Annotated in this window: 20 protein-coding genes; 10 read left to right on the top strand and 10 right to left on the bottom strand. The window is 50.8% G+C overall.

Features of this window, described 5'->3' with window-relative positions:
* Positions 1 to 4 precede the first annotated feature (4 nt).
* Complete coding sequence (locus MES37_RS02825) at positions 5 to 2,242, top strand: sensor domain-containing phosphodiesterase (RefSeq protein ID WP_237930056.1); 2,238 nt, start codon at positions 5 to 7, stop codon at positions 2,240 to 2,242.
* A 205-nt stretch (positions 2,243 to 2,447) separates the two neighbouring features.
* Here the strand turns inward: MES37_RS02825 and ppx are convergent, their stop codons facing one another.
* Both ppx and ppk1 read right to left on the bottom strand, forming a co-directional pair.
* Positions 2,448 to 3,989 (bottom strand): exopolyphosphatase, encoded by a 1,542-nt coding sequence (gene ppx, locus MES37_RS02820; RefSeq protein ID WP_064544483.1) that lies wholly within the window; start codon positions 3,987 to 3,989, stop codon positions 2,448 to 2,450.
* 4 nt (positions 3,990 to 3,993) lie between these two features.
* Positions 3,994 to 6,054, bottom strand: coding sequence for a polyphosphate kinase 1 (gene ppk1 / locus MES37_RS02815; protein WP_064544485.1), 2,061 nt, complete (start codon positions 6,052 to 6,054; stop codon positions 3,994 to 3,996).
* A gap of 190 nt (positions 6,055 to 6,244) precedes the next feature.
* Between ppk1 and MES37_RS02810 the strand changes: the two genes are divergently transcribed.
* Positions 6,245 to 7,906, top strand: coding sequence for a hypothetical protein (locus tag MES37_RS02810; RefSeq protein ID WP_064544487.1), 1,662 nt, complete (start codon positions 6,245 to 6,247; stop codon positions 7,904 to 7,906).
* Positions 7,907 to 7,950: 44 nt separating this feature from the next.
* Here the strand turns inward: MES37_RS02810 and bglB are convergent, their stop codons facing one another.
* Both bglB and MES37_RS02800 read right to left on the bottom strand, forming a co-directional pair.
* The gene (gene bglB, locus MES37_RS02805; RefSeq protein WP_064544489.1) at positions 7,951 to 9,057 is read right to left on the bottom strand and encodes a beta-galactosidase BglB; all 1,107 of its coding nucleotides are present in this window, start codon (positions 9,055 to 9,057) and stop codon (positions 7,951 to 7,953) included.
* Positions 9,058 to 9,067: 10 nt separating this feature from the next.
* Entirely contained in the window at positions 9,068 to 10,513 is a 1,446-nt protein-coding gene (locus MES37_RS02800) for an MFS transporter (protein WP_064544491.1), read from the bottom strand.
* A 444-nt stretch (positions 10,514 to 10,957) separates the two neighbouring features.
* Between MES37_RS02800 and MES37_RS02795 the strand changes: the two genes are divergently transcribed.
* Entirely contained in the window at positions 10,958 to 12,313 is a 1,356-nt protein-coding gene (locus MES37_RS02795; protein WP_237930055.1) for a glycoside hydrolase family 28 protein, read from the top strand.
* A complete protein-coding gene (locus tag MES37_RS02790) occupies positions 12,306 to 12,569 on the top strand; it encodes a SemiSWEET family sugar transporter (protein WP_064544495.1) in 264 nt (87 codons plus the stop codon). Before MES37_RS02795 ends, MES37_RS02790 begins: the two co-directional genes overlap by 8 nt.
* A gap of 40 nt (positions 12,570 to 12,609) precedes the next feature.
* Here MES37_RS02790 and purN read toward each other — a convergent pair whose 3' ends face one another.
* Together purN and purM are read right to left on the bottom strand one after the other, a co-directional pair.
* On the bottom strand, positions 12,610 to 13,251 hold the full coding sequence (gene purN / locus MES37_RS02785) for a phosphoribosylglycinamide formyltransferase (RefSeq protein WP_064544498.1): 642 nt from the start codon (positions 13,249 to 13,251) through the stop codon (positions 12,610 to 12,612).
* The gene (purM, locus tag MES37_RS02780; RefSeq protein WP_064544499.1) at positions 13,251 to 14,288 is read right to left on the bottom strand and encodes a phosphoribosylformylglycinamidine cyclo-ligase; all 1,038 of its coding nucleotides are present in this window, start codon (positions 14,286 to 14,288) and stop codon (positions 13,251 to 13,253) included. Before purM ends, purN begins: the two co-directional genes overlap by 1 nt.
* Positions 14,289 to 14,523: 235 nt before the next feature.
* Here purM and upp point away from each other — a divergent pair, with 235 nt between their 5' ends.
* The 3 genes from upp (at position 14,524) to MES37_RS02765 (ending at position 17,441) form a co-directional block, all read left to right on the top strand.
* Entirely contained in the window at positions 14,524 to 15,150 is a 627-nt protein-coding gene (gene upp / locus MES37_RS02775; RefSeq protein WP_034459132.1) for a uracil phosphoribosyltransferase, read from the top strand.
* A 203-nt stretch (positions 15,151 to 15,353) separates the two neighbouring features.
* Positions 15,354 to 16,640, top strand: coding sequence for a uracil permease (gene uraA, locus MES37_RS02770; protein ID WP_064544501.1), 1,287 nt, complete (start codon positions 15,354 to 15,356; stop codon positions 16,638 to 16,640).
* A gap of 99 nt (positions 16,641 to 16,739) precedes the next feature.
* The gene (locus tag MES37_RS02765; RefSeq protein ID WP_221200562.1) at positions 16,740 to 17,441 is read left to right on the top strand and encodes a DnaA inactivator Hda; all 702 of its coding nucleotides are present in this window, start codon (positions 16,740 to 16,742) and stop codon (positions 17,439 to 17,441) included.
* Positions 17,442 to 17,702: 261 nt separating this feature from the next.
* On the opposite strand, the gene arsC is transcribed toward MES37_RS02765, so the two are convergent.
* Complete coding sequence (gene arsC, locus MES37_RS02760; RefSeq protein ID WP_064544505.1) at positions 17,703 to 18,059, bottom strand: arsenate reductase (glutaredoxin); 357 nt, start codon at positions 18,057 to 18,059, stop codon at positions 17,703 to 17,705.
* 11 nt (positions 18,060 to 18,070) lie between these two features.
* Positions 18,071 to 19,534, bottom strand: a complete 1,464-nt coding sequence (gene bepA / locus MES37_RS02755; protein ID WP_064544507.1) for a beta-barrel assembly-enhancing protease — start codon at positions 19,532 to 19,534, stop codon at positions 18,071 to 18,073.
* A gap of 211 nt (positions 19,535 to 19,745) precedes the next feature.
* Here bepA and MES37_RS02750 point away from each other — a divergent pair, with 211 nt between their 5' ends.
* Positions 19,746 to 20,816 (top strand): AI-2E family transporter, encoded by a 1,071-nt coding sequence (locus MES37_RS02750; protein ID WP_133522009.1) that lies wholly within the window; start codon positions 19,746 to 19,748, stop codon positions 20,814 to 20,816.
* Between the two features lie 175 nt (positions 20,817 to 20,991).
* Here the strand turns inward: MES37_RS02750 and bcp are convergent, their stop codons facing one another.
* On the bottom strand, positions 20,992 to 21,462 hold the full coding sequence (bcp, locus tag MES37_RS02745; protein WP_064544511.1) for a thioredoxin-dependent thiol peroxidase: 471 nt from the start codon (positions 21,460 to 21,462) through the stop codon (positions 20,992 to 20,994).
* A 14-nt stretch (positions 21,463 to 21,476) separates the two neighbouring features.
* Positions 21,477 to 22,034, bottom strand: coding sequence for a glycine cleavage system transcriptional repressor (locus MES37_RS02740; RefSeq protein WP_064544513.1), 558 nt, complete (start codon positions 22,032 to 22,034; stop codon positions 21,477 to 21,479).
* A 145-nt stretch (positions 22,035 to 22,179) separates the two neighbouring features.
* On the opposite strand from MES37_RS02740, the gene dapA reads away from it, so the two are divergent.
* Entirely contained in the window at positions 22,180 to 23,058 is an 879-nt protein-coding gene (gene dapA / locus MES37_RS02735; RefSeq protein WP_064544515.1) for a 4-hydroxy-tetrahydrodipicolinate synthase, read from the top strand.
* A 16-nt stretch (positions 23,059 to 23,074) separates the two neighbouring features.
* Positions 23,075 to 24,109, top strand: a complete 1,035-nt coding sequence (gene bamC, locus MES37_RS02730) for an outer membrane protein assembly factor BamC (RefSeq protein WP_064544517.1) — start codon at positions 23,075 to 23,077, stop codon at positions 24,107 to 24,109.
* Positions 24,110 to 24,142: the final 33 nt, after the last annotated feature.

The raw sequence follows: 24,142 nt of genomic DNA, 5'->3' as shown, positions 1-24,142 counted from the left end.
ATCAATGTATCTGGCAAGCTGGTATCAGAAATCTAAAAACAAATGGTGGGCGCTTCCTTTGGTGCTGCCGAGTATTCTGCTGCCCATCGCGATGTGGTGTAACGCCCATACCATCATGGATGGCGGGCTGGTGTTCCTGGTCTACATGCCGCTTGGTTTGATGACCGCATTTATGTTGATTTTCGGATGGGCAGCCCTGCCGGGAATTATGCTTGCGCTATCGATCTGCTTTATTCCATTTAGTGGTGAGTTTGCCCCATTAATTGCGGTCATACATTTCTTAATTCCCATAATGATAAGCTGGGGTGGCTATCGTATTTTCGTGCCCCGACGCAATTCAGTTATGTTTGGTGTCATCACCCTTACAGCACCACGCATGATTTGGTTGATACTGATCAACTCATTGATTTTTTGGGCTATCTACCAGTTTGGTATTTTCTTTGGCTGGTACCAGGTTGCGGGCCAAAACAGTGTAGAAAATCTTTTCCATGCCAGGACATTAATCAATTTTCAGGCAGTGCTGATTGGTTGTTTAACCGGTATACCGTTCTTTTATATCGTCATCCGGATGTGCCGCAATCCGCGTTTTGTTTTCTCGTTTATTTCGCGAATGAAAGCGCAGATGCAGTCGGGGGTGACGAAAACGGAGATGGCACTTTGGGCCGCATTTGTCGTCCTTCTGATTAGCCTGCTGTTATTGCCAAATAATGATTACAGCACCATTTTCACCACCGATTACACGCTAACGCTCATTCTGCCGATCATGCTGTGGGGGGCAATGCGTTTTGGTTTCCTGTTTATCACCACCATCTGGACCGTTATTTTAACTATCCTGTGCAGCGGTTTTCATAACTACTTGCCGCCCTACATGGGCTTTCAGCTCCATCTGGCTATAGCTTCATCGTGTTACGCCGTCTTCTCGGTGACTATTTATCTGATGGCGGTTGTCACCACTCGCCAGCGCTTTCTGCATAGAAAAGCACGCCGTGTTGCGTTTATTGACCCCGTCGTACAGATGCCAAATTTACGGGCACTTAACCGCGAGTTATCCACTCATCCGTGGTCGGCGTTAGCTTTTTTGCGTGTGCCAGAGCTAGAGCTTTTAGGGCGTAACTACGGCGTACAACTACGTATCCAATATAAGCAGCAGCTCAATGATTATCTGCAACCTTTCTTGAGCAATAACGAAAATGTTTATCACCTGTCAGGCCATGAATTGGCAGTGCGCGTAAATTATGATTCGTATCATGAGCGCATTGAGTCCCTTGATCAGCATGTGAAAAAATTTCGCTTTATGTGGGATGGCATGGCGATGCAGCCACAAGTGGGCATCAGTTATTGCCATATTCGCCAACCCGTCACCCACATTTACTACCTGCTGGGCGAACTCAGCACCATGGCTGACTTGTCGCTAACGACCCTAAAACCAGAAAGCTTGCAGCAACAGGGGTCAAACCATGTGCAGAACGCGGTGAGAAATAAAGTCGCAATGATGAACCGCCTGCAGATAGCGATTGATTCCGGAAGTTTCGTGTTGATGGTGCAGCGTATCGAAGGGATCCGCGGCGATAATTATCATGAAATATTGCTGCGTATGAAGGGCGATAACGCAGGGGATAATCTGTTTATGCCTGACGCGTTTTTGCCGGTGGCACATGAGTTTGGCTTATCTTCTAAAATCGATAGATGGGTATTAGAAGCCACATTGAAATTTATGAATAACCATCGGGAACAACTCCCCGGCAGCCGTTTTTCCATCAACTTAACTCCGGCATCGGTGGGACGATTGCAGTTCGCCAGTGAAGTGAAAAACTTGTTGAAATGCTACAGCATTGAACCCTGGCAGCTTATTTTTGAAATTACTGAAAGCAACTCGTTAACTAATATTGAACAGGTCAATGCGACGTTGAACGCATTACAAAATATGGGGTGCCGGATAGCGATTGATGATTTTGGTACCGGTTACGCCAGTTATGCACGTCTGAAAGATATTAATGCGGACATCCTCAAAATCGACGGCAGTTTTATTCGCAATATGATGACCAGTAGCCTGGATTATCAGATTGTGGATTCTATCTGTCAGCTGGCACGCATGAAAAAGATGCAGCTGGTGGCTGAGTATGTTGAAAGCGAACAGGTCAAAGCCGCCGTGCAAAGCCTCGGAATCGATTACGTCCAGGGCTATTTGATAGGACGCCCGCAACTGCTTGAAACTCTGCTTGAGCAGCCAGATAAGGCGTAGAAAGCAATAAACGCCCTGATGGGCGTTTTAGATGGCTGACAACGGTCATTAAACCGGTGTTGTAGGGGGGATAAGCGCTAGCGCCATCCACCATTTTCGCCTGTTGTTGCAGATAAAAGTGTCGGATGACGCTGCGCTTATCCGACCTACGAAGAGGTTTGTCATCAGTCTGAAACGCCCTGATGGGCGTTTATGCTTTTTGCTGTCAGGCAGCCACGTTCGGGCTGACTTCTTCTTCGATTGAGAGCCGCCATCCGGGAGTACTCTCCCAATATTGCTGTTCACGCTCTAAATCCAGCAACACCAGCGTGTTTTGGCTGAACCAGTCGTGTGGAAAACGCAACGTCCAATGGCTTTCATCCGTTTCCAGCACCAGAGTCGGTGGGGTGGTGGTGGCCTGGCGCTGGTTATTAAGCAACACGCCGAGGCGCAGGATCTGAATTAACGGCAAGAACTGCTTTTTCTTAAACAGGGTAAAGCGTGGTAGATCGTCAATCTTTATCGCTTTACGATGATAGCGCACCAGGGAAGCTATCAACATCTGCTGTTCCTGGTTAAACCCCGGCAAGTTGCTGTGTTGCAGAATATAAGCTGAATGGCGATGTAACCCGCTGTGATTAATATTCAGCCCCACTTCGTGCAGCATTGCAGACCATTTCAGTAGTGCGCCCATCTGGGGATTGGCCAGTTTCGGGTTTTGAATCTCCCACTGCTGATACATATGCTCGGTGGTTGTCAGTACCCGTTTAGCCTGATCACTATCGATATGGTACTGATCTGCCAGGCTTTGCGCGGTACGAATACGAATGTCCTGATGGCGGAAACGGCCTTCCATTTCATACAGCACACCTTCGCGAAGCGCTCCGTCAGACAGACGTAATTCACGAATTGCCAGTGAATCAAACACGCCGCAAAGAATCGCCAGACCCGGCACAAATACCGCTTTTCGTTCTTCGGATAACCCCGGCAGGCTCATGGCGCTGAAACTCTTGTACTTCAATACTTCATCGCGCAGCATTTCCAGGCGTTCAGGGGTAATTATTCCGTCTTTCTCACCCATATTCACCAGCACTTCATGAGCGGCTTTGATGGTGCCGGAAGCACCCATCGCCACATTCCAGCCTTGCAAGCGATACTGCCAGGAGAGATTCTCCAGTTTTTGCACTGCGGCAAGGCGCGCACGTTTGAAGTTTTCTGGCGTGATATTCCCGTTGGGGAAAAAGTTTTGCGCAAAGCTCACGCAGCCCATACGGCGGCTTTCGACCAGCTTCGGTTCAAAATCCTCGCCAATCACCAGTTCAGTGGAACCCCCTCCAATATCAATCACCAGTTTGCGGCCTTTTTCCGGCTGGGTATGTTCCACGCCCATGAAAATCAGACGCGCTTCTTCGTTACCGGAAATAATTTCAATCGGGTAGGGAATAACCTGCTCGGCGCGTTTCAGGAACGCTTCGGCGTTGACCGCCTGGCGCAAACTATGCGTACCGACAATACAGACATTTTCGGCTGAGAACCCTTGCAGGCGTTCAGCAAATAACGCCAGGCATGACAGCCCACGTTCCATCGCTTCTTCGCTTAACTCGTTATCAGCATTCAGACCATCAGCTAAGTGGACGCGTTGTTTCAGGCGCCCGATAATTTGCATCGCGCCATCAACCACACGGGCGATAACCATGTGGAAGCTGTTCGAACCAAGGTCTACCGCGGCAAATTCTTGCGGTCGTGGAGCGTGTTTTTTTATCGGCATGGCGTTATTCAGGTTGTTCCAGAGATTTGATGTAATCGTAAATCGCCAGTTGCGAGCGCACCTTGCGGCGGTTGCCACGCGGCACATAGCGATTACTGAGTTCTTTGTCGATGTAGCGCGCTTTCACCGTATCACTGAATAAAATTTCAATGATATCCAGCACCCGCTGTTTCAGGCGCGGGTCGAGAATAGCGACGGCTACTTCAATGCGGTAATCAATGTTACGGGTCATCCAGTCGGCGGAGGAGAGATAGACTTTCTTATCGCCACCATTTTCAAAAATATAGACGCGATCGTGTTCCAGATAACGGTCAACAATACTGATCACGCGGATGTTATCGCTGATGCCTTCCAGATTAGGGATTAACGAACACATTCCTCGCACCAACAGATTCACCTTCACGCCAGAGCTTGACGCAGCATACAGCCGGTCTACCAGCCCTTTATCGACCAGATTATTCAGTTTCAGAGTAATGCCAGACGGTTGTCCGTTTTGCGCATTGGCAATTTCTTTATCGACCAAATCGTACAGCAGGCGGCGCGAGTTTTGCGGCGAGACCATCAGGTGCTCAAAGGTCACCGGACGATACGGGTTTTCGATAAAGTTGAATACCCGGCGTACTTCATTAGTGATACGTGCGTCACAGGTCAGCAACGAATAGTCAGTATAAAGACGGGCGGTTTTCTCGTTAAAGTTGCCGGTGCCGATGTGGGCATAACGCACCACTTCCTCACCTTCTTTACGGGATATCAGGAATAACTTGGCGTGAATTTTCAGCCCAGGTGCGGAGAAAATAACGTGCACGCCGGCTTCCGTCAGGCGTTTTGCCCAATGAATATTGGCTTCTTCGTCAAAGCGCGCCTGCAACTCAACCACCACGGTGACTTTCTTGCCGTTATGCGCGGCGTGGATCATCGACTCAATGATGCGCGAGTCTTTTGCCACACGGTAAATATTGATTTTTATCGCCAGTACGCTGGGGTCGAACGAGGCCTGACGCAGCAATTCCAGCACATGCTCGAACGTGTGATACGGATAATAGAGCAGCACGTCGCGATTACGGATCGCATCAAAGCCGTTGCGGAATTTGTCGAACCAGATATGACGCAGGCGCGGCAGCGGTTTGTTGATTAAATTGGCTTTGCCGACATTCGGGAAGCTAATGAAATCTTTAAAATTGTGATACCGACCACCAGGAATAATAGAGTCGTAATTAGTGATGGTGAGCTTATTACGCAGCATTTCAACCATCGCGTCGGGCATATCTCGCTGATACACAAAGCGCACCGGTTCGGCGGTCAAACGCTGTTTCAGGCTTGATGACATCAGTTCCAGCAGGCTGGATTCCATTTCGGTGACCAGATCATATTCTGCGTCACGAGTCATTTTCATCGAATACGCGTTTAATGAGTCGTAATCGAAGAAGCCTTTAAAAATGTCGTCCAGGCAATAGCGCAGAATGTTATCCAGCAGGATCATCGGCTTGCGGCGGCGTGGTGCTTCCGGTGGAAGATTCACAAAACGCGGCACTTTATCGGACGGGATTTCCAGCAAGGCGTAGCGGATGTCGCTGCCCTGGATAATTTCTACCGCCAGATAGGTGTAATCATCTTTCAGGAACTGCACCAGGTCGGTGTCGTGGTTAATCAGAATCGGGGTGATGTGCTGGCGCAGATAATGTTTAAAGTAGTGGCGCAGCCAGTTTTGCTGATTTGGGGAAAGCTGGCGTTCGTTGATCAAAAATATCTGATTACGCGCCATTTCCAGCAGCAGATCGTTGTATAAGCCATCAAATTCTTGATCGGCTTTCAGCACCCGCGCCTGAATTTTATTGAGTAAATGACGCGAATTGGGCGCCGTACCTTGTTCTTCACTGATCAGAATGCGCCGTTTGAGTTCAGCGAAACGGACTTTGTAAAACTCATCAAGGTTATTCGAATAGATGCCGAGAAAACGCATTCGCTCAATCAACGGATTAATTTTGTCCGCTGCTTCCTGGAGCACACGTTCGTTAAAAGACAACCAGCTCAGTTCTTTTTCGATATACAGCTTATCCTGACCCATTAGCCCTCACTTGCGTTTTCGTGGACGTTAAATGCCGTCACGTTGGACATTATGGCGAGCTTTGGCGGGGATTGTCCAATGCTGGGGTCTGAATAACTTCAGGTATAGCGCATGACTCTGTGAGAAAGGAAACAGTCACAGGCGAAACTATAAATTAAAATAGCGTTTTAAACTGTAGTAGGAGTAGGGAATGTGGGAAACACGGGCGCTTGAACTGAACAACCAGGAGCTATGGAACTGGCATCAAGCCTGCCAGTTTGTCGATTACGCTTGTGCACATAACTTTAATACCGTGGTGATCGGGCAAACCGATCTGCTCGGCAAGCTTGTCACTCCGGCGGGCTACACTCCTGCGCAATACAATGACCGTATCTCCGTGCATCAGCGTTGCTGTTGCGTTTACCTGAATCGGCTTGCTCAGTATTGCAAAGCGCGCGGTCTGCGTTTTTATCTGCAGGCTAAAGAGCTAGGCTTTCCGGCTGATTTACTGCTCCATCAACCGCAATTATTCGATGGTCACGGCGGCCTGCGTTTTGATGTTGATTTCTGGAGCCAGTATCTGGCCGATAAACTGGCGCTGGTGTGCCAGCAGATTCCCGCGATAGATGGCCTGCTGCTGGCCATTTCCAATACTGACAGTCTGGTGCCGATAGCCACGCCTGACTGGAAAAAGAACGTAGCGCAGCAAAAAAAATCGGCCAGCTCGGCGCTTTATCGTTGCTGCTTTAATGCTGCCGCTCAGGTCATGGCTCGCCATCACAAACATCTGGTGCTGCGTCTTTTCCCCGCCAGTATCGACGGCGTTGAACCGGTTCTTGAAGCTATCACCGGTTTACCTGCTGATGTGGCGGTGTCGATAAAACTGACACCAGAACGCTTCTGGCCCGAATTCCCTAATAACCCGGCATTGCTGGCGATTACAGACCGTGAAGTCTGGGCGGAAGTCGATGCCGCAGGCGAAGAGGTCTGCTGGGGAAATCTGCCGTTTATCCGCGTTGATGAAATCCAGGGGCGATTACTGTGGTGCCGGGCCAGCAATCCGGCGATCAAAGGTGTGTTATGCAAAGCCAGTTGGGAAGGTATCGATAACCACTGTGTGATTGGCACGTTAAGTGAATTTAACCTGTTTAGCTGCGCCAAATTTCTCGATCCCCAGGCTCCGTCAGAGAATACCGCGCAACTGCTGAAACGTTGGTTACTGGAATGCTGGCAATGGCCGGCGGATGAACAACAGCTTCTGGTACTAATGGGGTTGTTTGAACAGGCGCATCAGGTGATTTACAGCGCTATTTATGCCCGCCACCATGTTTTTCATCGTCACAGCTTGTTGCCTGAAAGCTACGGCCAGGTGGTCTGGAGTTTGTACGGGCAACTTAACCGTAACCACTGGTTGCCCGGTTCTGCTGATGACATCGTCTTTGCAAGCCAGGATGCGGCAGGGGCTTCACGGAAGCTGTCGTTGATTGCTGCCGAGAAAGATCTCGCCTGGCAAGGGGCGGAAAATGTACAGCGCCAGGCATTAGAATTCGCGAAACATGCTGGCTTCCCGCCAGCATTAGCGCAACGCTGGCAAACGGAGTGGCAGGGGCTGTTTTTATATTGCCGGGCGTTTATTCATGCGCAGAAAGCCTTTTTCACCCTGCACTACGCGCGTGAAGTTGAAAACAACTGGAGCCTACGTGAAGTTTGCCAGGCCAATATTCAGGCTTTGTATGGCACCGCTCATGAGATGGAAGATTTCTGTGGCAAATGGAGTGACATTCCTCCGGCCATTCATGTGATGTTTGATGCCGGGCGCGCCCGCGCACTGGCCGGGAGTTTAAGCAAAGAGTTAGCGAAATTGTCAGGTTAGGGGGAGAAAAGGTGGATAAAGCAAAAGCTTTATCCACCTGATGACTAGATGTGTAAACGCAGTGATTCAACCAGGCAAAGAATGGCCATTGCTTGCCCGTATGGCATTGAGGTCAGAGGGATATTTCGGTAGTGGTCAAGGTCGTGACCCATCGCGGTACCAAATGAAACCTGCGTCAATTCCCCTTCTGGCGTGATGTGCTTGATAATCCCATCGGTGGCGCGTTGTGCGACTGGCAGCCAGTGGCTTTCCAGGTAACCCAGACGCACAGCTTTGAAGATCCCCGCCGCGAAGCCAGCACTGGCCGAAGCTTCAACATAGCTTTCAGGGTCATTAAGCAGCGTTGGCCACAGGCCATTTTCCGCCTGGCATTCGGCCAGTGCCGCGACCTGATTGCGCAAAACATTGCACAACTGGCGATACAGCGCGTCCTGCGGTGATAAATCTAACAACTCCAAAAACTCAGGAATGGCGAGCGTAATCCAGCTGTTGCCACGCGCCCACAGTGCGCCAGCAAAATGGTGTCGCCCTTCAAAGTTCCAGCCGTGATACCACAGCCCTGTTTTAGGTTCCGCCAGGTACTGAATATGCTGAGTAAACTGATACTTCGCTTCTTCAATCCACTCTGGTTTGTTGAGCATTTTGCCAATCTTAGCCAGCGGAAGAACTGCCATCATCAGCGTATCGTCCCAGATTTGCTGGTGGTGGTCGTTTTCATAAGTCACATGCTGGAAGCAGCCTTCATCGGTGCGTGGCAGCTGGTGCTGGAGCCAACGGCCCCAGGTTTCCAGGTATGGCAGCCATTGCGGATTTGGCTGCTCTTCATAACATAATGCCAGTGTCAGGAATGGGCAGGCAGTATTGACGTTTTTGACCGGAGTGCCTTCGGCAAAACGATCGCTAAACCAGAGGTCGATAAGCTCTTTGGCGCGCTCAGAGCCGCTTACTTGATAGTAGCGATATAAACCAAACAGGCCGATTCCGTGTGTCCATTCCCAGCCTGCCCAGCCTTTGGTATCAACAATTCGGCCATCACTGAGGCGTTGTAAAAAACGCCCGTCAGCGTCTTTGATGTCGACCAGACCACCAATCAGGCTATCAATCAGCTCAGTGGTGTGTTCACGGGTTGGGGATAACAGTGTCGTAGTCATGGTCTGTTCCTTAAACAGAAGTTGTAGCTGGAGTAATTTTGATTTCGTGGGTTGGACGATACGCCCAGTTAGCATTGCTGTGCGGGTGGCCGGTCAGGGTTTCGACAACCTCTTTGGTCTCAGGGCTGGCATCTTCCGGTTTCCCACCTGCACGTAAGCGTTCCAGTTCGCTGATCAGTACCTGGTGGCGTGACTGGCTGAGGCGGAAGCGGAAGGCACCGCACATCGCCATGACTGCCAACACGCCAGGGCCGACAACGAACACCCACCAGATACCATCAATGGCCGTGCTGCTTTGCGATGCCACACCTTTGGTAAAACCGAAAGACTCAAGCGCCAGGCCAACAATAAACAGTGCCAGTGCCTGGGAGAATTTGCGGGTCAACATCATGACACCGGCATAGATCCCTTCACGGCGCACGCCGGTATAAGCCTCATCGACATCAGGTAAGAAGTTGTACACGTTCCATGGAATGAGATAGGTACCACCACGCGCGATACCCATCATGACAGCCCCGCCAAGCACCAGCATGCCAATGGAGGCGTAGCTTGCGGAAAGTTGGCTGAAGTAGACCAGGCTTATCAAAATCATGCCGATAGCCGCTTTATACGCATGGCCGTTGCCGACGCGAATACACAGCCAGGTGAAAACAGGGATGGCGAGAAACTGGAACAAGGTCATCAGGCTCAGCGCCTGCGAAGCCAGACCGGCACTGATTTGCAGCACGTAGGTCATGAAGTGCATAAACAGCGAGCCGAAGATATCCAGTGCAACCGCGCCGCCGACATACATCATGATATGAATGCGGAAGGTCTTAAGGCGAAACGTTGACAACATTTCCCGATACAGCGATTTCAGCGTGTTGAGCAGCCCGGTTTGCGTTTGTGGCGGCGGCAGGTTGTCACGCTCCCAGGTGCCACGCCAGACGAAAATCCACGGCAGCGAGAACAGCACGGCGAAGGTAATACCGATAAGCATAAATGCCTGATCTTTATCAGCAACGTGCGCCAGAATTTGCCCAGGTATCAGTGCGGAAAGAAACGCGGTGGCTTGTGCAAACAGCATACGTGCACCCGACATTTTCGAGCGGGTTTCGTAGCGGTTGGTCATCTCCGCAGGTAGCGTATCGTAAGGCACCATCAGCAATGTGAAGACAGTGCTGAACAGCAAATAGGTGCCGAGATACCAGAAGTATCCGTAGCCACTCATCCACATCAAGGCGAAGGTCAGTGAGAACGGTGCGCCAATAATAAAGAACAGGCGGCGGCGTCCCCAACGGCTGCGAATGTTATCCGTGATGTAGCCCATCACCGGGTCGGTAATCCCATCCCAAATTTTGGCGATGGCAAAGATGGAAGCGGCAGCAGCAGGCGATAACCCGGCAACCTCAATATAGAAATACAGCAGCCAAAGGCCGGTAATGGTCATCGCGCCACTACCAAAAATATCGCCCATACCCCAGGCGAGAATATTTTTGGTTTTGACTTCCCTTCCAGCTGGAGCCGTGTTTTTTGTCGTTGTGTCCATTGTTCTTATCTCGTGTCGATAAAAAAGGAGTTCGGCATCTACGGTACGAAGTGTGGGCCGCAGTCTCTATGGCGACAGGAAGGGTTTTGTCCGGTAATGCGAAGGGGGTGGGGAAATATCGAATGTGTATTCATCGTTCCCCTGGTATTTGAGCGGCGTAGAAGCCAGAAAGGGCAATAAAGTGTGATCTGTGTCACTAATGGAAAAATGCTGCTTAAACCTGATGTGATGAAGATCACCTTTTACCCCAGGGCAAAAGGTATTTTGCGAGTCAGGCAGCATTCCTGCTAATCAGCTATTGCGGCGCGGTGGAGTGCTGAGAAGGGGCATGGTGAGATGTCTGGGTCTATTACATCGAGTGATGAGAGAACCATGAAACTGACTCTGACCCCGCAGTGGGCGAATACTGACGATAAGAATCACGATACGCTCCGCTTCCAAAAAGCGCTGGATACTTTGGCGCAACAGGGGGGAGGAACGCTGGAAGTTGAAAGTGGCTGTTACAGACTGGGTGGTCTGACACTTGGCTCCAATATTACGCTCAGTTTGCAGGCTGGTGCTGAGTTGTGGGTCAGCGATGACGGCCAGGACTTTGGGCAAGCCACCACTAAAAGCCAGGCGGAATGCTCGCGCTGGGCATTCTTATACGCCTATGGTGCGCATAACATCACCATCTGTGGCGCCGGGAAGATTAATGGCAATGCTGACGGCTGGTTTGATGCACAGGCCGATGATATGGGCTATCGCAAGCCTGCCGAACAGCGCCCGCGCATGATTGTTTTTGAAGATTGCCGTCACGTACAACTCCGCGACTTTACTATCGAAAATGCCCCAATGTGGACGATTCATCTGGTGGCGTGTGAGCTGGTAAAAGTACATGGCATCACCATCGATAACGATCTTTCACTGGCTAATACCGATGCACTGGATATCGACAGTTGCCAGCAAGTGCATATCAGCAATAGTCATTTCAGCGCCGCCGATGACACTATCTGCCTGAAGACGAGCCGTAAACCGGCACCGTTGCAACGCCCGACGCGCCATGTGGTAGTGAACAACTGCACGTTACGTTCCAAAAGTTGTGCGGTAAAAATTGGTACTGAAACCTGGGAAGACATTGAAGATATTTGTGTCACCAACTGTGCCATTTACGAATCAAACCGCGCCATCGGGATTGTCTCCCGCGACGGCGGACGCTTACGACGCATGATCTTCAGTAACATCACTTTTAACTGCGAGATGGTGCATGCCTGCCATTGGGGTAAGGCTGATCCAGTCTACTTGTCTGCCCGTTTCCGTGACCCAGCGATTCAACCTGGTGCGATTGAGTTTATCCAGTTCCGTGGTTTAACCGGCGTGAGTGAAGGGGCGGTTAATTTACACAGCGAGCAACCAGGACTGGTGCGCCAGGTAATCATTGATGGTTTGCAACTCACCCAAAGCATCAGCGCCTCACCGGAGCAGGGTTTATACGACATTCGTCCACCCTGTAACCCGCTTTCGCCAACGGGTATGGGGCTGGACAACGCCTGGTGTCTTAATCCTGATACGCAGCGTGCTTACGGTGTTGAGGCTTATCCCGGTGGTTTGCCCGCGCTGTATTGCTGTGGAGTGAATGGCCTGACGCTGCGCAATATCGATGTTTTTCGTCCACAGTCTCTACCTTCCGACTGGAACGAACAGGCTGTGGTATTGGTAGAGTGTGATGGAGTAAAACAAGATGTCTGATTTCGCATGGCTGGGTGGAGTTGCTGCCTGCTGCACCACCGGTTCTTTTGCCCTGCAAGTGATTCATATCCTGAAAAATCGCGATACTAAAGCGATCTCTCTGAGTATGTATCTGGTGTTTGTTTTTGGGGTGTTATGTTGGTTGCTTTATGGGCTAACAAGCGGTGATATGCCGCTGATGATCGCCAACGGTATCACCCTGTTGTTAGCGGCGACCGTGTTAACAATGAAGGTGATGAACGAACGAGCGAAATAAGCGGGATACTGCCTTCTCTGTTGAGGAGAAGGCAGTTGATTTACTCGTCTGCAGCGTGGCCTTGCGGTGGTAATTCTTTGCCATCAAGCCAGGCGCTGTTTTCACGCATCTCCAGCCGCCCCTCAATAAACCAGGAAACGACTAACGGATAAATTGCGTGTTCTTGATTCTGCACGCGAGCGGTGATGTCTTCTTCGTCATCACCTTCAAAAACAGGCACTTCGGCTTGCAGAATAACCGGGCCACCATCCAGTTCTTCGGTGACAAAATGCACCGATGTCCCATGGACTTCATCACCGTTTTCCAGCACCTGACGATGGGTATGCAGGCCGGGATATTTCGGCAACAGAGAAGGGTGGATGTTAATCAAGCGCCCGGCATAATGCCCGACAAACTCTGGGCTCAAAATACGCATGTAACCTGCCAAAACCACCAGATCCGGGGCGTAAGCGTCGATCTCAAGCATTAACTCACGATCGAACGCTGCGCGATCGACGAACTGGCTGGCGGTTAACGCGTGAGCAGGAATTTCTGCTTCACGCGCACGTTCAAGCCCAAAAGCTTCGGTTTTATTACTGAATACAGCCGCTACAGTGCCATTAATCTTTTTAAGCTTGCAGGCATCAATGATTGCCTGAAGATTGCTTCCGTTGCCGGAAACCAGCACTACAATGCGTTTCATCACTCAATAACCACGCGCTCAGAGGAATCGGAAGCTTTGATACTACCGATTTTCCAGGCGTTTTCACCTTTTGCATTCAAAAACTCAACCGCTTTGTCCGCTTCAGCAGCAGGCAGCGCAATCAGCATACCCACGCCACAGTTAAAGGTGCGGTACATTTCATGACGGCTGATATTTCCGGCTTGTTGCAACCAGCCGAATACCGCAGGCCACTGCCATGAAGACTCAGTGATAATCGCCTGAGTGTTGTCTGGCAGAACGCGTGGGATATTTTCCCAGAAACCGCCACCGGTCAGGTGAGCAATCGCGTGAACGTCAACCTGTTCAATCAATTCCAGAATCGACTTCACGTAAATGCGCGTCGGTTCCAGCAGGTGATCTGCCAGCGGTTTGCCTTCTAATTCGGTAGTCAGTGGGTCAGTACCGCTCACTTCCAGCACTTTACGCACCAGAGAATAACCGTTGGAATGCGGGCCACTGGAAGCCAGCGCAATCAGCACATCGCCATCGGTCACTTTGGAGCCGTCGATGATTTCAGATTTCTCGACCACGCCGACACAGAAACCAGCCACGTCGTAATCTTCACCGTGGTACATGCCCGGCATTTCAGCAGTTTCACCGCCGACTAATGCGCAGCCAGATTGCAGACAACCTTCGGCAATACCAGTAATGACGCTTGCAGCCGTTTCGACTTCAAGTTTGCCCGTTGCGTAATAATCGAGGAAGAACAGCGGTTCAGCACCCTGAACGACCAGGTCGTTCACACACATGGCCACCAGGTCGATGCCGATTGTGTCGTGACGTTTTAAATCCATAGCCAGACGCAGTTTAGTACCCACACCGTCGGTGCCGGAAACCAGCACAGGTTCACGATACTTCTGCGGTAACGCACACAGCGCACCGAAACCGCCCAGGCCACCCATCACTTCCGGGCGGCGGGTCTTTTTCACTACACCTTTGATTTTATCGACCAGAGCGTTACCAGCATCAATATCAACACCGGCATCTTTATAGCTAAGAGAAGTTTTGTCGGTCACTGCTAAGTCCCCGCGGATGGGTTAGGAATAAAAAACGCCGCAATTCTAACAGTGCAGGCAAACGTTTGCGAGCCCCTTATTCAGCAGGATGTAATTATTGTTGATATATACTCATTCCAGTCTCGTTGATCTTGATCAACCCCAATCGGTGCCAATTCCTGTGGCACCACCATCAAAAAGCGGTATAATCCGGCGATTTTTTTTGTGGTGGCCAACTATCTCGGGGAGAAAGAGTATGAAGATCGTGGAAGTCAAACACCCACTCGTCAAACACAAGCTGGGCCTGATGCGTGAGAACGACATTAGCACCAAACGCTTTCGTGAACTCGCCTCAGAAGTTGGCAGCTTGCTAACTTACGAAGCCACGGCGGATTTGGAAACTGAAAAAGTCACTATCGAAGGCTGGAATGGCCCGGTAGAAATTGACCAGATCAAAGGCAAAAAGATTACCGTTGTGCCAATTCTGCGTGCCGGTTTGGGCATGATGGAAGGCGTGCTGGAAAACGTTCCAAGCGCACGTATCAGCGTAGTGGGTATCTATCGTAATGAAGAAACCCTGGAGCCAGTGCCTTACTTCCAGAAACTGGTTTCTAACATTGAAGAACGTATGGCGCTGGTGGTTGACCCAATGCTGGCAACCGGCGGTTCTATGATTGCTACTATCGACCTGCTGAAGAATGCCGGTTGTACCAGCATTAAGGTGCTGGTTCTGGTAGCAGCACCAGAAGGTATCGCGGCACTGGAAAAAGCGCACCCGGACGTAGAGCTGTTTACTGCTTCTATCGATCAGGGCCTGAACGAGCACGGATACATTATTCCGGGTCTTGGCGATGCGGGCGATAAGATTTTTGGTACCAAATAATGCTCTTCATCTTTCGAATTGCTGATGCGTTGGCTGCCTTTGCTCACCTTGGTCACGTAGCAAATCTACGCTCCCAGGGATTTGCGCAGTTGCCGCCTTCCTGCAATCCGAAATCTATTGAGCATTAAAAAATTGAGCCGACTTTGAGAGTCGGCTTTTTTTTGACTAAAACACAACAACACCATCATTCAGAGGACAACATTATGACGCGCCGCGCCATTGGGGTACACGAAAGACCACCCCTGCTGCAAACGATACCGTTAAGCTTACAGCACCTGTTCGCTATGTTTGGAGCTACCGTTCTGGTGCCATTCCTGTTCCACATCAACCCGGCTACGGTTTTGCTGTTTAACGGGATCGGGACGCTGCTGTACCTCTTTATTTGTAAAGGCAAAATCCCGGCGTATCTCGGTTCAAGTTTTGCGTTTATTTCGCCAGTACTGTTGCTGTTGCCATTGGGTTATGAAGTGGCGCTGGGCGGCTTTATTATGTGCGGTGTGTTGTTCTGTATCGTGGCGTTGATTGTGAAAAAAGCCGGTACCGGCTGGCTGGATGTGATGTTCCCTCCGGCGGCAATGGGCGCAATTGTGGCGGTTATCGGCCTGGAACTGGCACGTGTTGCCGCAGAAATGTCAGGCCTATTGCCAGCTGCGGGTACCGAACCGAATACCACCAGCATCATGATCTCGCTGGTAACGCTGGGTGTGACGGTATTTAGCTCAGTCTTGTTCCGTGGTTTTCTGGCAATTATCCCCATTCTGATTGGCGTGCTGACTGGCTACGCGCTGTCATTTGCCGTCGGGATTGTGGATACCGCGGCGATTGCTCAGGCTCCGTGGTTTGCACTGCCAACCTTCTACACGCCGCGCTTTGAGTGGTTTGCCATCTTCACCATTTTGCCAGCAGCGCTGGTGGTTATCGCCGAGCACGTCGGGCACCTGGTGGTGACGGCGAATATCGTCAAAAAGGATCTGATCCGCGACCCAGGTCTGCATCGTTCGATGTTTGCTAACGGTCTTTCCACCGTGATTTCCGGTTTCTTCGGCTCTACGCCGAACACCACTTATGGTGAAAACATTGGCGTTATGGCGATCACCCGCGTGTACAGCACCTGGGTTATCGGCGGTGCGGCGATTATCGCGATTCTATTGTCGTGTGTCGGTAAACTGGCGGCGGCGATCCAAATCATCCCGGTTCCGGTAATCGGCGGTGTTTCTCTGTTGCTGTATGGGGTGATCGGCGCTTCAGGTATCCGCGTGCTGATTGATTCGAAAGTGGATTACAACAAAACGCAAAACCTGATCCTGACCGCTATCATTCTGATCGTTGGCGTCAGCGGTGCGACCCTACATATTGGTGCGGCTGAGCTGAAAGGGATGGCGCTGGCGACTATCGTCGGTATTGGTCTGAGCCTGATCTTCAAATTGATCAGTATCCTGCGCCCGGAAGAAGTGGTGCTTGATGCAGAAGAAACCAACGTAAAACCGTAGTTTTGATGCAAGCCGGGCGACGTGTGCGCCCGGTTCTCCTGATCGCCAATTCTGTGATAGACTCTCTGCGTTTTTCTGCCTGTTATGGTTGAGGTAATTCTGAATACGCCGGCACAGCTATCACTGCCACTCTATTTGCCTGATGACGAAACTTTTGCAAGTTTCTGGCCGGGTGATAACCCTTCTTTACTCGCCGCACTCCAGTCCGTGCTCCGTCAGGATCACAGCGGATATATCTATTTCTGGTCGCGAGAAGGAGGAGGACGTAGCCACTTGCTTCATGCAGCCTGTGCGGAACTCTCGCAACGTGGCGAAGCCGTTGGCTATGTGCCTCTCGATAAACGCACCTGGTTTGTTCCGGAAGTGCTTGATGGCATGGAACAGCTTTCGTTGGTGTGTATCGACAATATTGAGTGTGTTGCGGGCGACGAACTGTGGGAAATGGCGATTTTTAATCTCTATAACCGCATTCTGGAATCTGGCAAAACGCGGCTGTTAATTACCGGCGATCGCCCACCGCGCCAGCTCAACCTGCAATTGCCCGATCTCGCATCACGCCTTGATTGGGGCCAAATCTATAAGCTGCAACCGCTTTCCGATGATGACAAACTCCAGGCGCTGCAATTGCGATCCCGACTTCGTGGTTTTGAATTGCCCGAGGACGTGGGGCGTTTCCTGCTAAAACGTCTGGACAGGGAAATGCGTACGCTTTTTATGACGCTTGATCAGCTTGATCTGGCTTCGATTACAGCGCAACGTAAATTGACTATCCCGTTTGTGAAAGAGATTTTGGGGCTGTAAAACCACCCTCATCCCGGCCTTCTCCCTGAGGGAGAAGGAGAAAACCAATTCCCTCTCCTGTGGGAGAAGGAGAAAACCAATTCCCTCTCCTGTGGGAGAAGGAGAAAACCAATTCCCTCTCCTGTGGGAGAAGGAGAAAACTAATTCCCTCTCCTGAGTGCGAAGGAGAAAACTAATTCCCTCTCCTGAGTGCGAAGGAGAAAACAGGGAAATTCCCTCTCCTGGGGGAGAGGGTTAGGGTGAGGGCGTTAAATCACTAAATTACAAAATCTCCAGCACCGACTCCGGCGGGCGGCCAATTCTTGCTTCGCCATTCGCCAGCACAATCGGGCGTTCAATCAATTTTGGATTCTTGACCATCGCCTGAATCAATTGATCCTCGCTTAATGTCGGCTCAGCCAGATTCAACTCCTTGTATAAATCCTCTTTCTGACGCATCAGGTCACGTGCGCTGCCAAAACCCAGTTTGCTCAGCAATGATTCTATCGTTGCGGCATCGGGCGGGGTTTCCAGATACAACACCACTTCAGGTTCTATGCCATTCGCTTTCAGCAGGCTTAATGTTTCACGGCTCTTGGAGCAGCGTGGATTGTGATAAATAGAAACAGTTGTGGACATCGTAACTCCTGTTACATCTTCGAATACTGAAGGAAACGTTTTTGCAATTCGCGGAACTGATCGATTCTCGCGTCATAACGCGCTTGTTGCAAACTACCCAACTTAACTTGTGCGCTGGCACCACTGAGCAGCGTAATAGCCTGATCGAGTTTCCCGACCAGCGCCATAACTTCGGCACGAGCGGCGAGTTCTTGATCGCGATTACCCAACGCAGCCTGGGTTTGCGCTAACAAGTCCCAACCGTTGCTGTCGTCCGGATGAGCAAAGGTATAGCGATTAAGAATTTCTGCTGCCTGGTTAGGCTGGCCCGCCTGCACGTAGGCGTTGGCAAGGTTTAGCTGCAACACCGGGTTTTGTTTCAGGCCTGGGGCGTTCTTCAGGCGATTAATCGCATCTGCGGTTTTCTTCTGCCCAAGGTCGATATCGGTCGATAAATCGAGATACCACTCATTAGCCGGCTGCGCTGAGAGTAGCGGTTGCAATAGCTTGCGCGCCTCATCCCATTTTTCTGCCCCCATTGCCTGAAGCGCACGGCCATAAGTGGCGGCATGCTGTTCACGGATATTGCCCTTCGACCAGCTATCCAACAAATCATTGGTTAACTGATTACGACCAGAGTTGTACATCCCAAGCGTACGGGCTTTTGCCATGTAAAAATCTTCAGAAGATTGCACCACCACTGGCCGCATTTGGTTGGCGCGGTTACGGGCATCTGATAAACGGCTTTCTGGTAATGGGTGAGTAAGAAGAATTTCCGGCGGACGCGAGGAATAACGTGACTGGTCGAGGAGTTTCTCCAGGAATGTCGGCATCGCTTGCGGATCAAAGCCCGCGTGCTGCAACACCTGAATCCCGATGCGGTCAGCTTCCTGTTCGTTCTGTTGTGTAAAGCTGATCATGCCCTGCTGCGTTCCCGCAAGCGTACCGCTAAGTGCCGCCATACCCGCTTGTGGGCTAGCCATCGCCAGTAAAATGGACCCTAACGCACCCACCCAAGTCAGAGGGGCGTTCTTTTTCTGATCTTCCATGGCACGCGCCAGGTGGCGCTGCGTAACGTGTGAAATTTCGTGCGCCATAACCGAGGCGAGTTGGCTTTCATTATCGGCATAACGGAACAGGGCTGAGTGCAGCACCACATTTCCGCCGAAGAAAGCAAAGGCGTTAATTTCGTCGTTGTTAATCAGGAAGAAGTGGAACGGGGTCTTAACCGAATTGGCATTACTCACCAGGCGCATGCCGAGTTTATTAATGTACTGTACGAGTAAAGGATCATTGATTAATGGGGCGCTGCCTCGCAGTTGGCGAACATAATAGTCGCCCATCTGCAATTCCTGGCCGATTGACAGGGTGCTTGAGGCTGAAGTTCCCATATCTGGCAGTTGATCGGTCACATCAGCAAACGCTGGTGTGACCGGACCCGCAAGCAAAGCTGCCATCAGTGTTGCAACCAGCGATTTTTTCAACTGCTTGAACATACGTCCTGTCCTGTTTAATCAAAGTTAATCTTCGACAAGTGTTACCTGATTTTGTTCGCACTCTACGATGAACTCTAACTCACCGCATGACTAAGACATATCTTATCTGCGTCAATTTTAAACTGCTATTGAACAGCGATAAAAAGCGAAGTCTTTATTGTGACATTTAGATACAATCGATCCTCGCACAATGCTGTCAGGGAAGGGATGTATGCTCGAAATGTTGTTGCAGTGGTATAGACGGCGGTTTAGCGACCCCGAGGCTATCGCACTGCTGGTCATTCTGGTTGCAGGATTTGTTATTCTTTTCTTCTTCCATGGGCTGTTAGCGCCGTTATTGATGGCGATTGTGTTGGCTTATTTGCTGGAGTGGCCCACTGCGCGTCTTCAGCATGTCGGGTGTTCCCGTACCTGGGCGACGACAATTGTTCTGGTGTTATTTGTTGGTATTTTGTTGTTATTAGTCTTAGTGGTGGCTCCCGTCGCCTGGCAACAGGGTATCTACTTGATTCGTGACATGCCGGGGATGCTGAATAAACTCTCTGATTATGCCGCAACGCTGCCGAAGCGTTATCCGGCGCTGATGGACGCGGGCATCATTGATGCGATGGCGGAAAATATGCGTGGGCGCATGATAGGCATGGGCGATCAGGTGGTGAAGTATTCGCTTGCCTCTTTAGTTGGCCTGCTAACGCTAGCTATTTATCTGGTACTCGTCCCGCTAATGGTGTTCTTCCTGGTCAAAGATAAAGAGCAGATGCTGAATGCTGTGCGCCGCGTGTTACCCCGAAATCGTGGGCTTGCGGGGCAGGTGTGGCTGGAGATGAACCAACAAATTACCAACTATATCCGCGGTAAAGTGCTGGAAATGCTGGTTGTGGGTGTGGTGACGTACATTGGCTTTGTGGTGTTTGGCCTGAATTACTCGTTGCTGCTGGCGGTACTGGTCGGGTTCTCGGTGCTGATTCCCTACATTGGCGCATTTGTCGTGACTATTCCGGTAGTGTGTGTCGCTTTATTCCAGTTTGGCCTTGGCACTGAGTTCTGGACGCTGTTTGCCGTCTACTTAATCATTCAGGCACTGGATGGAAACTTGCTGGTGCCGGTGCTATTTTCCGAGGCTGTTAACCTGCACCCGTTGGTCATTATTCTGTCGGTGGTGATTTTTGGTGGACTGTGGGGGTTCTGGGGGGTGTTCTTTGCTATCCCACTTGCCACGCTGATTAAAGCGGTGGTGCATGCCTGGCCAGATACTCTGCTTATCGACGACAAGCCAAATTAGAGACAGTAAAAAGCCGACGTTAAGTCGGCTTTCAGATTGCTGGCAAAGGGTGATAAATGTGTTTTGTAGGGTGGATAAGCGTTAGCGTCATCCACCATTTACGCCAGTGGTGTCGGATGACGCTGCGCTTATCCGACCTACGAAGACGTTTGTCTTTAATCGGGTGATGCGCTAATTAAGCGTTTTCTTTCAGCCAGTTCACCACAATATCGTGATGGTTACTGGTTTTAAAATCATCAAACACTTTCTCGACTTTCCCTTCGCCATCAAGCAGGAAGCTAATACGATGGATGCCGTCGTAAGTTTTACCCATAAACGATTTCTCGCCCCACACCCCAAATTGTTCGCAGACTTGATGGTCTTCATCAGAAAGCAGGGTGAAGTTAAGTAACTCTTTTTCGGCAAAACGTGACAGTTTTTCTGGTTTGTCGGTGCTAATACCCAGCACTTCTACACCCTTCTTTTTCAACTCGTCCATGTTGTCGCGCAACCCGCATGCTTGCACGGTACAGCCTGGCGTCATTGCTTTAGGATAGAAATAAACCAGAACGCGCTGTCCCTGGAAGTCGGTTAAATTTATTTGCTCACCGTCTTGATCGGGTAAGCTAAATTTCGGTGCGATATCACCGGCTTTCAGTGGGCTCATTACAACTCTCCGTCTTAATCATCTTGCTGTGGATAATTCACAACGTTAATACTGCCCTGTGCTTTGAGTTCTGTACAGAGGGCCTTGAACTCATCTTCGATCCGGCTCGCATCTTCTGAGGCGGGACTATGCGCAGTAATCTGAATATAAAGCTGTGCTGGTTGGCCATCTTGAGTCGGTTGGGTACGAGAACTCAGTTCGGCAATATTCATATGGTGAATATCAAACAGATTGGTGAAGCGTTCGATTAAATGAGGGGAATCAGTGACTTCCACCTGTACCCAGACTGTCGCTGGCATTGCTGGGCGTTCTTGCGCGGCGGTACGCTTCATGACAATCAGCAAATCCAACTCTGCGCCCTTCAGGGGGAGAGTCGATTCAATCAGGGTAATCGCATTCCAACTGCCTGACAGCAGCATAATAAACGTGAACTCTTCACCGAGCATAGCCAGGCGACTGTCTTCAATATTACAGCCGCAACTGCTCACATGGCGGGTGATGGTATTAACAATACCAGGTCTATCCGCCCCAAGGGCCGTAATGACCAAATAATGGTGTGGTGAGGGAGTCAAACGTATTCTTCCTGTGAATCGGTGAGATATCATAAGGAAAGCATAAAAAAAACCTGCGTACAACCGTGTAGCGTCACCTGGTGACTTGCTTTTGATCCTGCACCAAACGTACCATTGAGACACTTGTTAGCACAGAGGATGGCCAATGTTCACTGGAAGTATTGTCGCGCTTGTGACGCCGATGGATGAGAAAGGTAATGTCTGCCGGTCAAGCCTGAAAAAACTGATTGATTACCATGTTGCCAGCGGGACTGCGGCGATTGTCTCGGTGGGGACCACCGGAGAGTCTGCTACGTTGAGCCATGAAGAGCACGGTGATGTGGTTCTGATGACGCTGGAGCTGGCCGCTGGCCGTATTCCGGTTATCGCAGGGACTGGCGCAAACGCCACCTCTGAAGCTATCTCCCTGACTCAGCGTTTTGAAAATAGCGGGATCGTCGGTTGCCTGACGGTAACGCCTTACTACAACCGTCCAACTCAGGAAGGACTGTTCCAGCACTTCAAAGCGATTGCTGAAAGCACCGACCTGCCGCAGATGCTGTACAATGTTCCTTCTCGTACCGGTTGTGACATGCTGCCTGAAACAGTAGGCCGCCTGGCGCAAATCAAAAATATTATCGGTATCAAAGAAGCTACCGGGAACTTAACTCGAGTAAATCAGATCAAAGAGCTGGTTGAAGATGACTTCATCCTGGTTAGCGGCGACGATGCTAGTGCACTGGACTTCATGCAATTAGGTGGCCACGGTGTGATTTCTGTGACGGCAAACGTAGCCGCGCGTGAAATGGCAGAAGTGTGTAAACTGGCCGCCAATGGGCAATATGCGCAAGCGCGCGTTATCAACGAACGTTTGATGCCGCTGCACAATAAATTATTTGTTGAACCCAACCCTATCCCAGTCAAATGGGCATGTCGGGAGTTGGGACTTGTGGCAACCGATACCTTACGCCTGCCAATGACACCGCTGACTGAAGCCAGTCGTCCGGTGATTATTAGCGCGCTCAAGCATGCCGGTTTGCTGTAAAGTTTAGGGAGATTTGATGGCTCACTCAGTACAGAAGTCGATGGTGGCGAAAGTTGCAGTGGTTTCGTTAGCCATGCTGTTGGCAGCATGCAGCACCGACCAGCGTTATAAGCGCCAGGTTAGCGGTGACGAAGCCTACTTAGATGCAGCACCACTTGCGGAAATCCATTCTCCGGCGGGGATGATCCTGCCGGTGCAGAACGGTGAATATAATGTTCCGGTCACCAACGGCAGCGGCGCAGTAGGCAAAGAGCTGGATATTCGTCCGCCAGCTCAACCTCTGGCATTAGTCAGTGGCGCGCGCACTCAGTTTACTGGGGATACCGCCACGCTGATGGTTGAAAGTGCGCGTAGCGCAACGCTGTGGCCGCAAGTTGTCAGTGTTCTTCAGGCAAAAAACTACGGCATTGATAAACGTGATGACGCGAGCCAGACTCTGTCCACTGAGTGGGTAGAATGGAACCGTGCTGATGAAGATCAACAGTACCGTGGGCGCTACCAGATCAGTGTGAAACCGCAGGGCTATCAACAAGCTGTGGTGGTTAAACTGCTGAATCTGGAACAGGCTGGCAAGCCAGTTTCTGACGCTGCATCCCTGCAGCGTTACAGCGCAGAAATGTTGAACAGCATTAGCGCAGGCCTGGATAAAACCCAGACTGACCAGCAGAACGCGAAAGACAACCGTGCAGCGACGCAACTTGATGTGCAAAGTGCCGCTGACGACACTGGCTTACCAATGCTGGTAGTGCGTGCTCCGTACAACGTTGTTTGGGGCCGTTTACCTGCAACGCTTGAGAAAGTCGGCATGAAAGTCACCGATGCTACGCGTTCAACCGGTAGCGTGGCGGTGACCTACAAACCATTGTCTGATAGCGCATGGCAAGATTTAGGGGCGAAAGACCCAGGTCTGTCCAGTGGCGACTATAAACTGCAAGTGGGCGACCTCGATAACCGCAGCAGTCTGCAGTTCATCGATCCAAAAGGTCACACGCTGACGCAGTCCCAGAACGATGCTCTGGTCGCTGTATTCCAGGCAGCATTCAGCAAGTAACTTTTAGAGGCCAGAGCAATCTGGCCTTTTTTC

Source organism: Buttiauxella sp. S19-1 (genome assembly GCF_022134725.1).
Lineage (GTDB): Bacteria > Pseudomonadota > Gammaproteobacteria > Enterobacterales > Enterobacteriaceae > Buttiauxella > Buttiauxella ferragutiae.
Note: the sequence above shows the minus strand (reverse complement) of the source record. Positions and strands in the feature narration are given on the sequence as shown.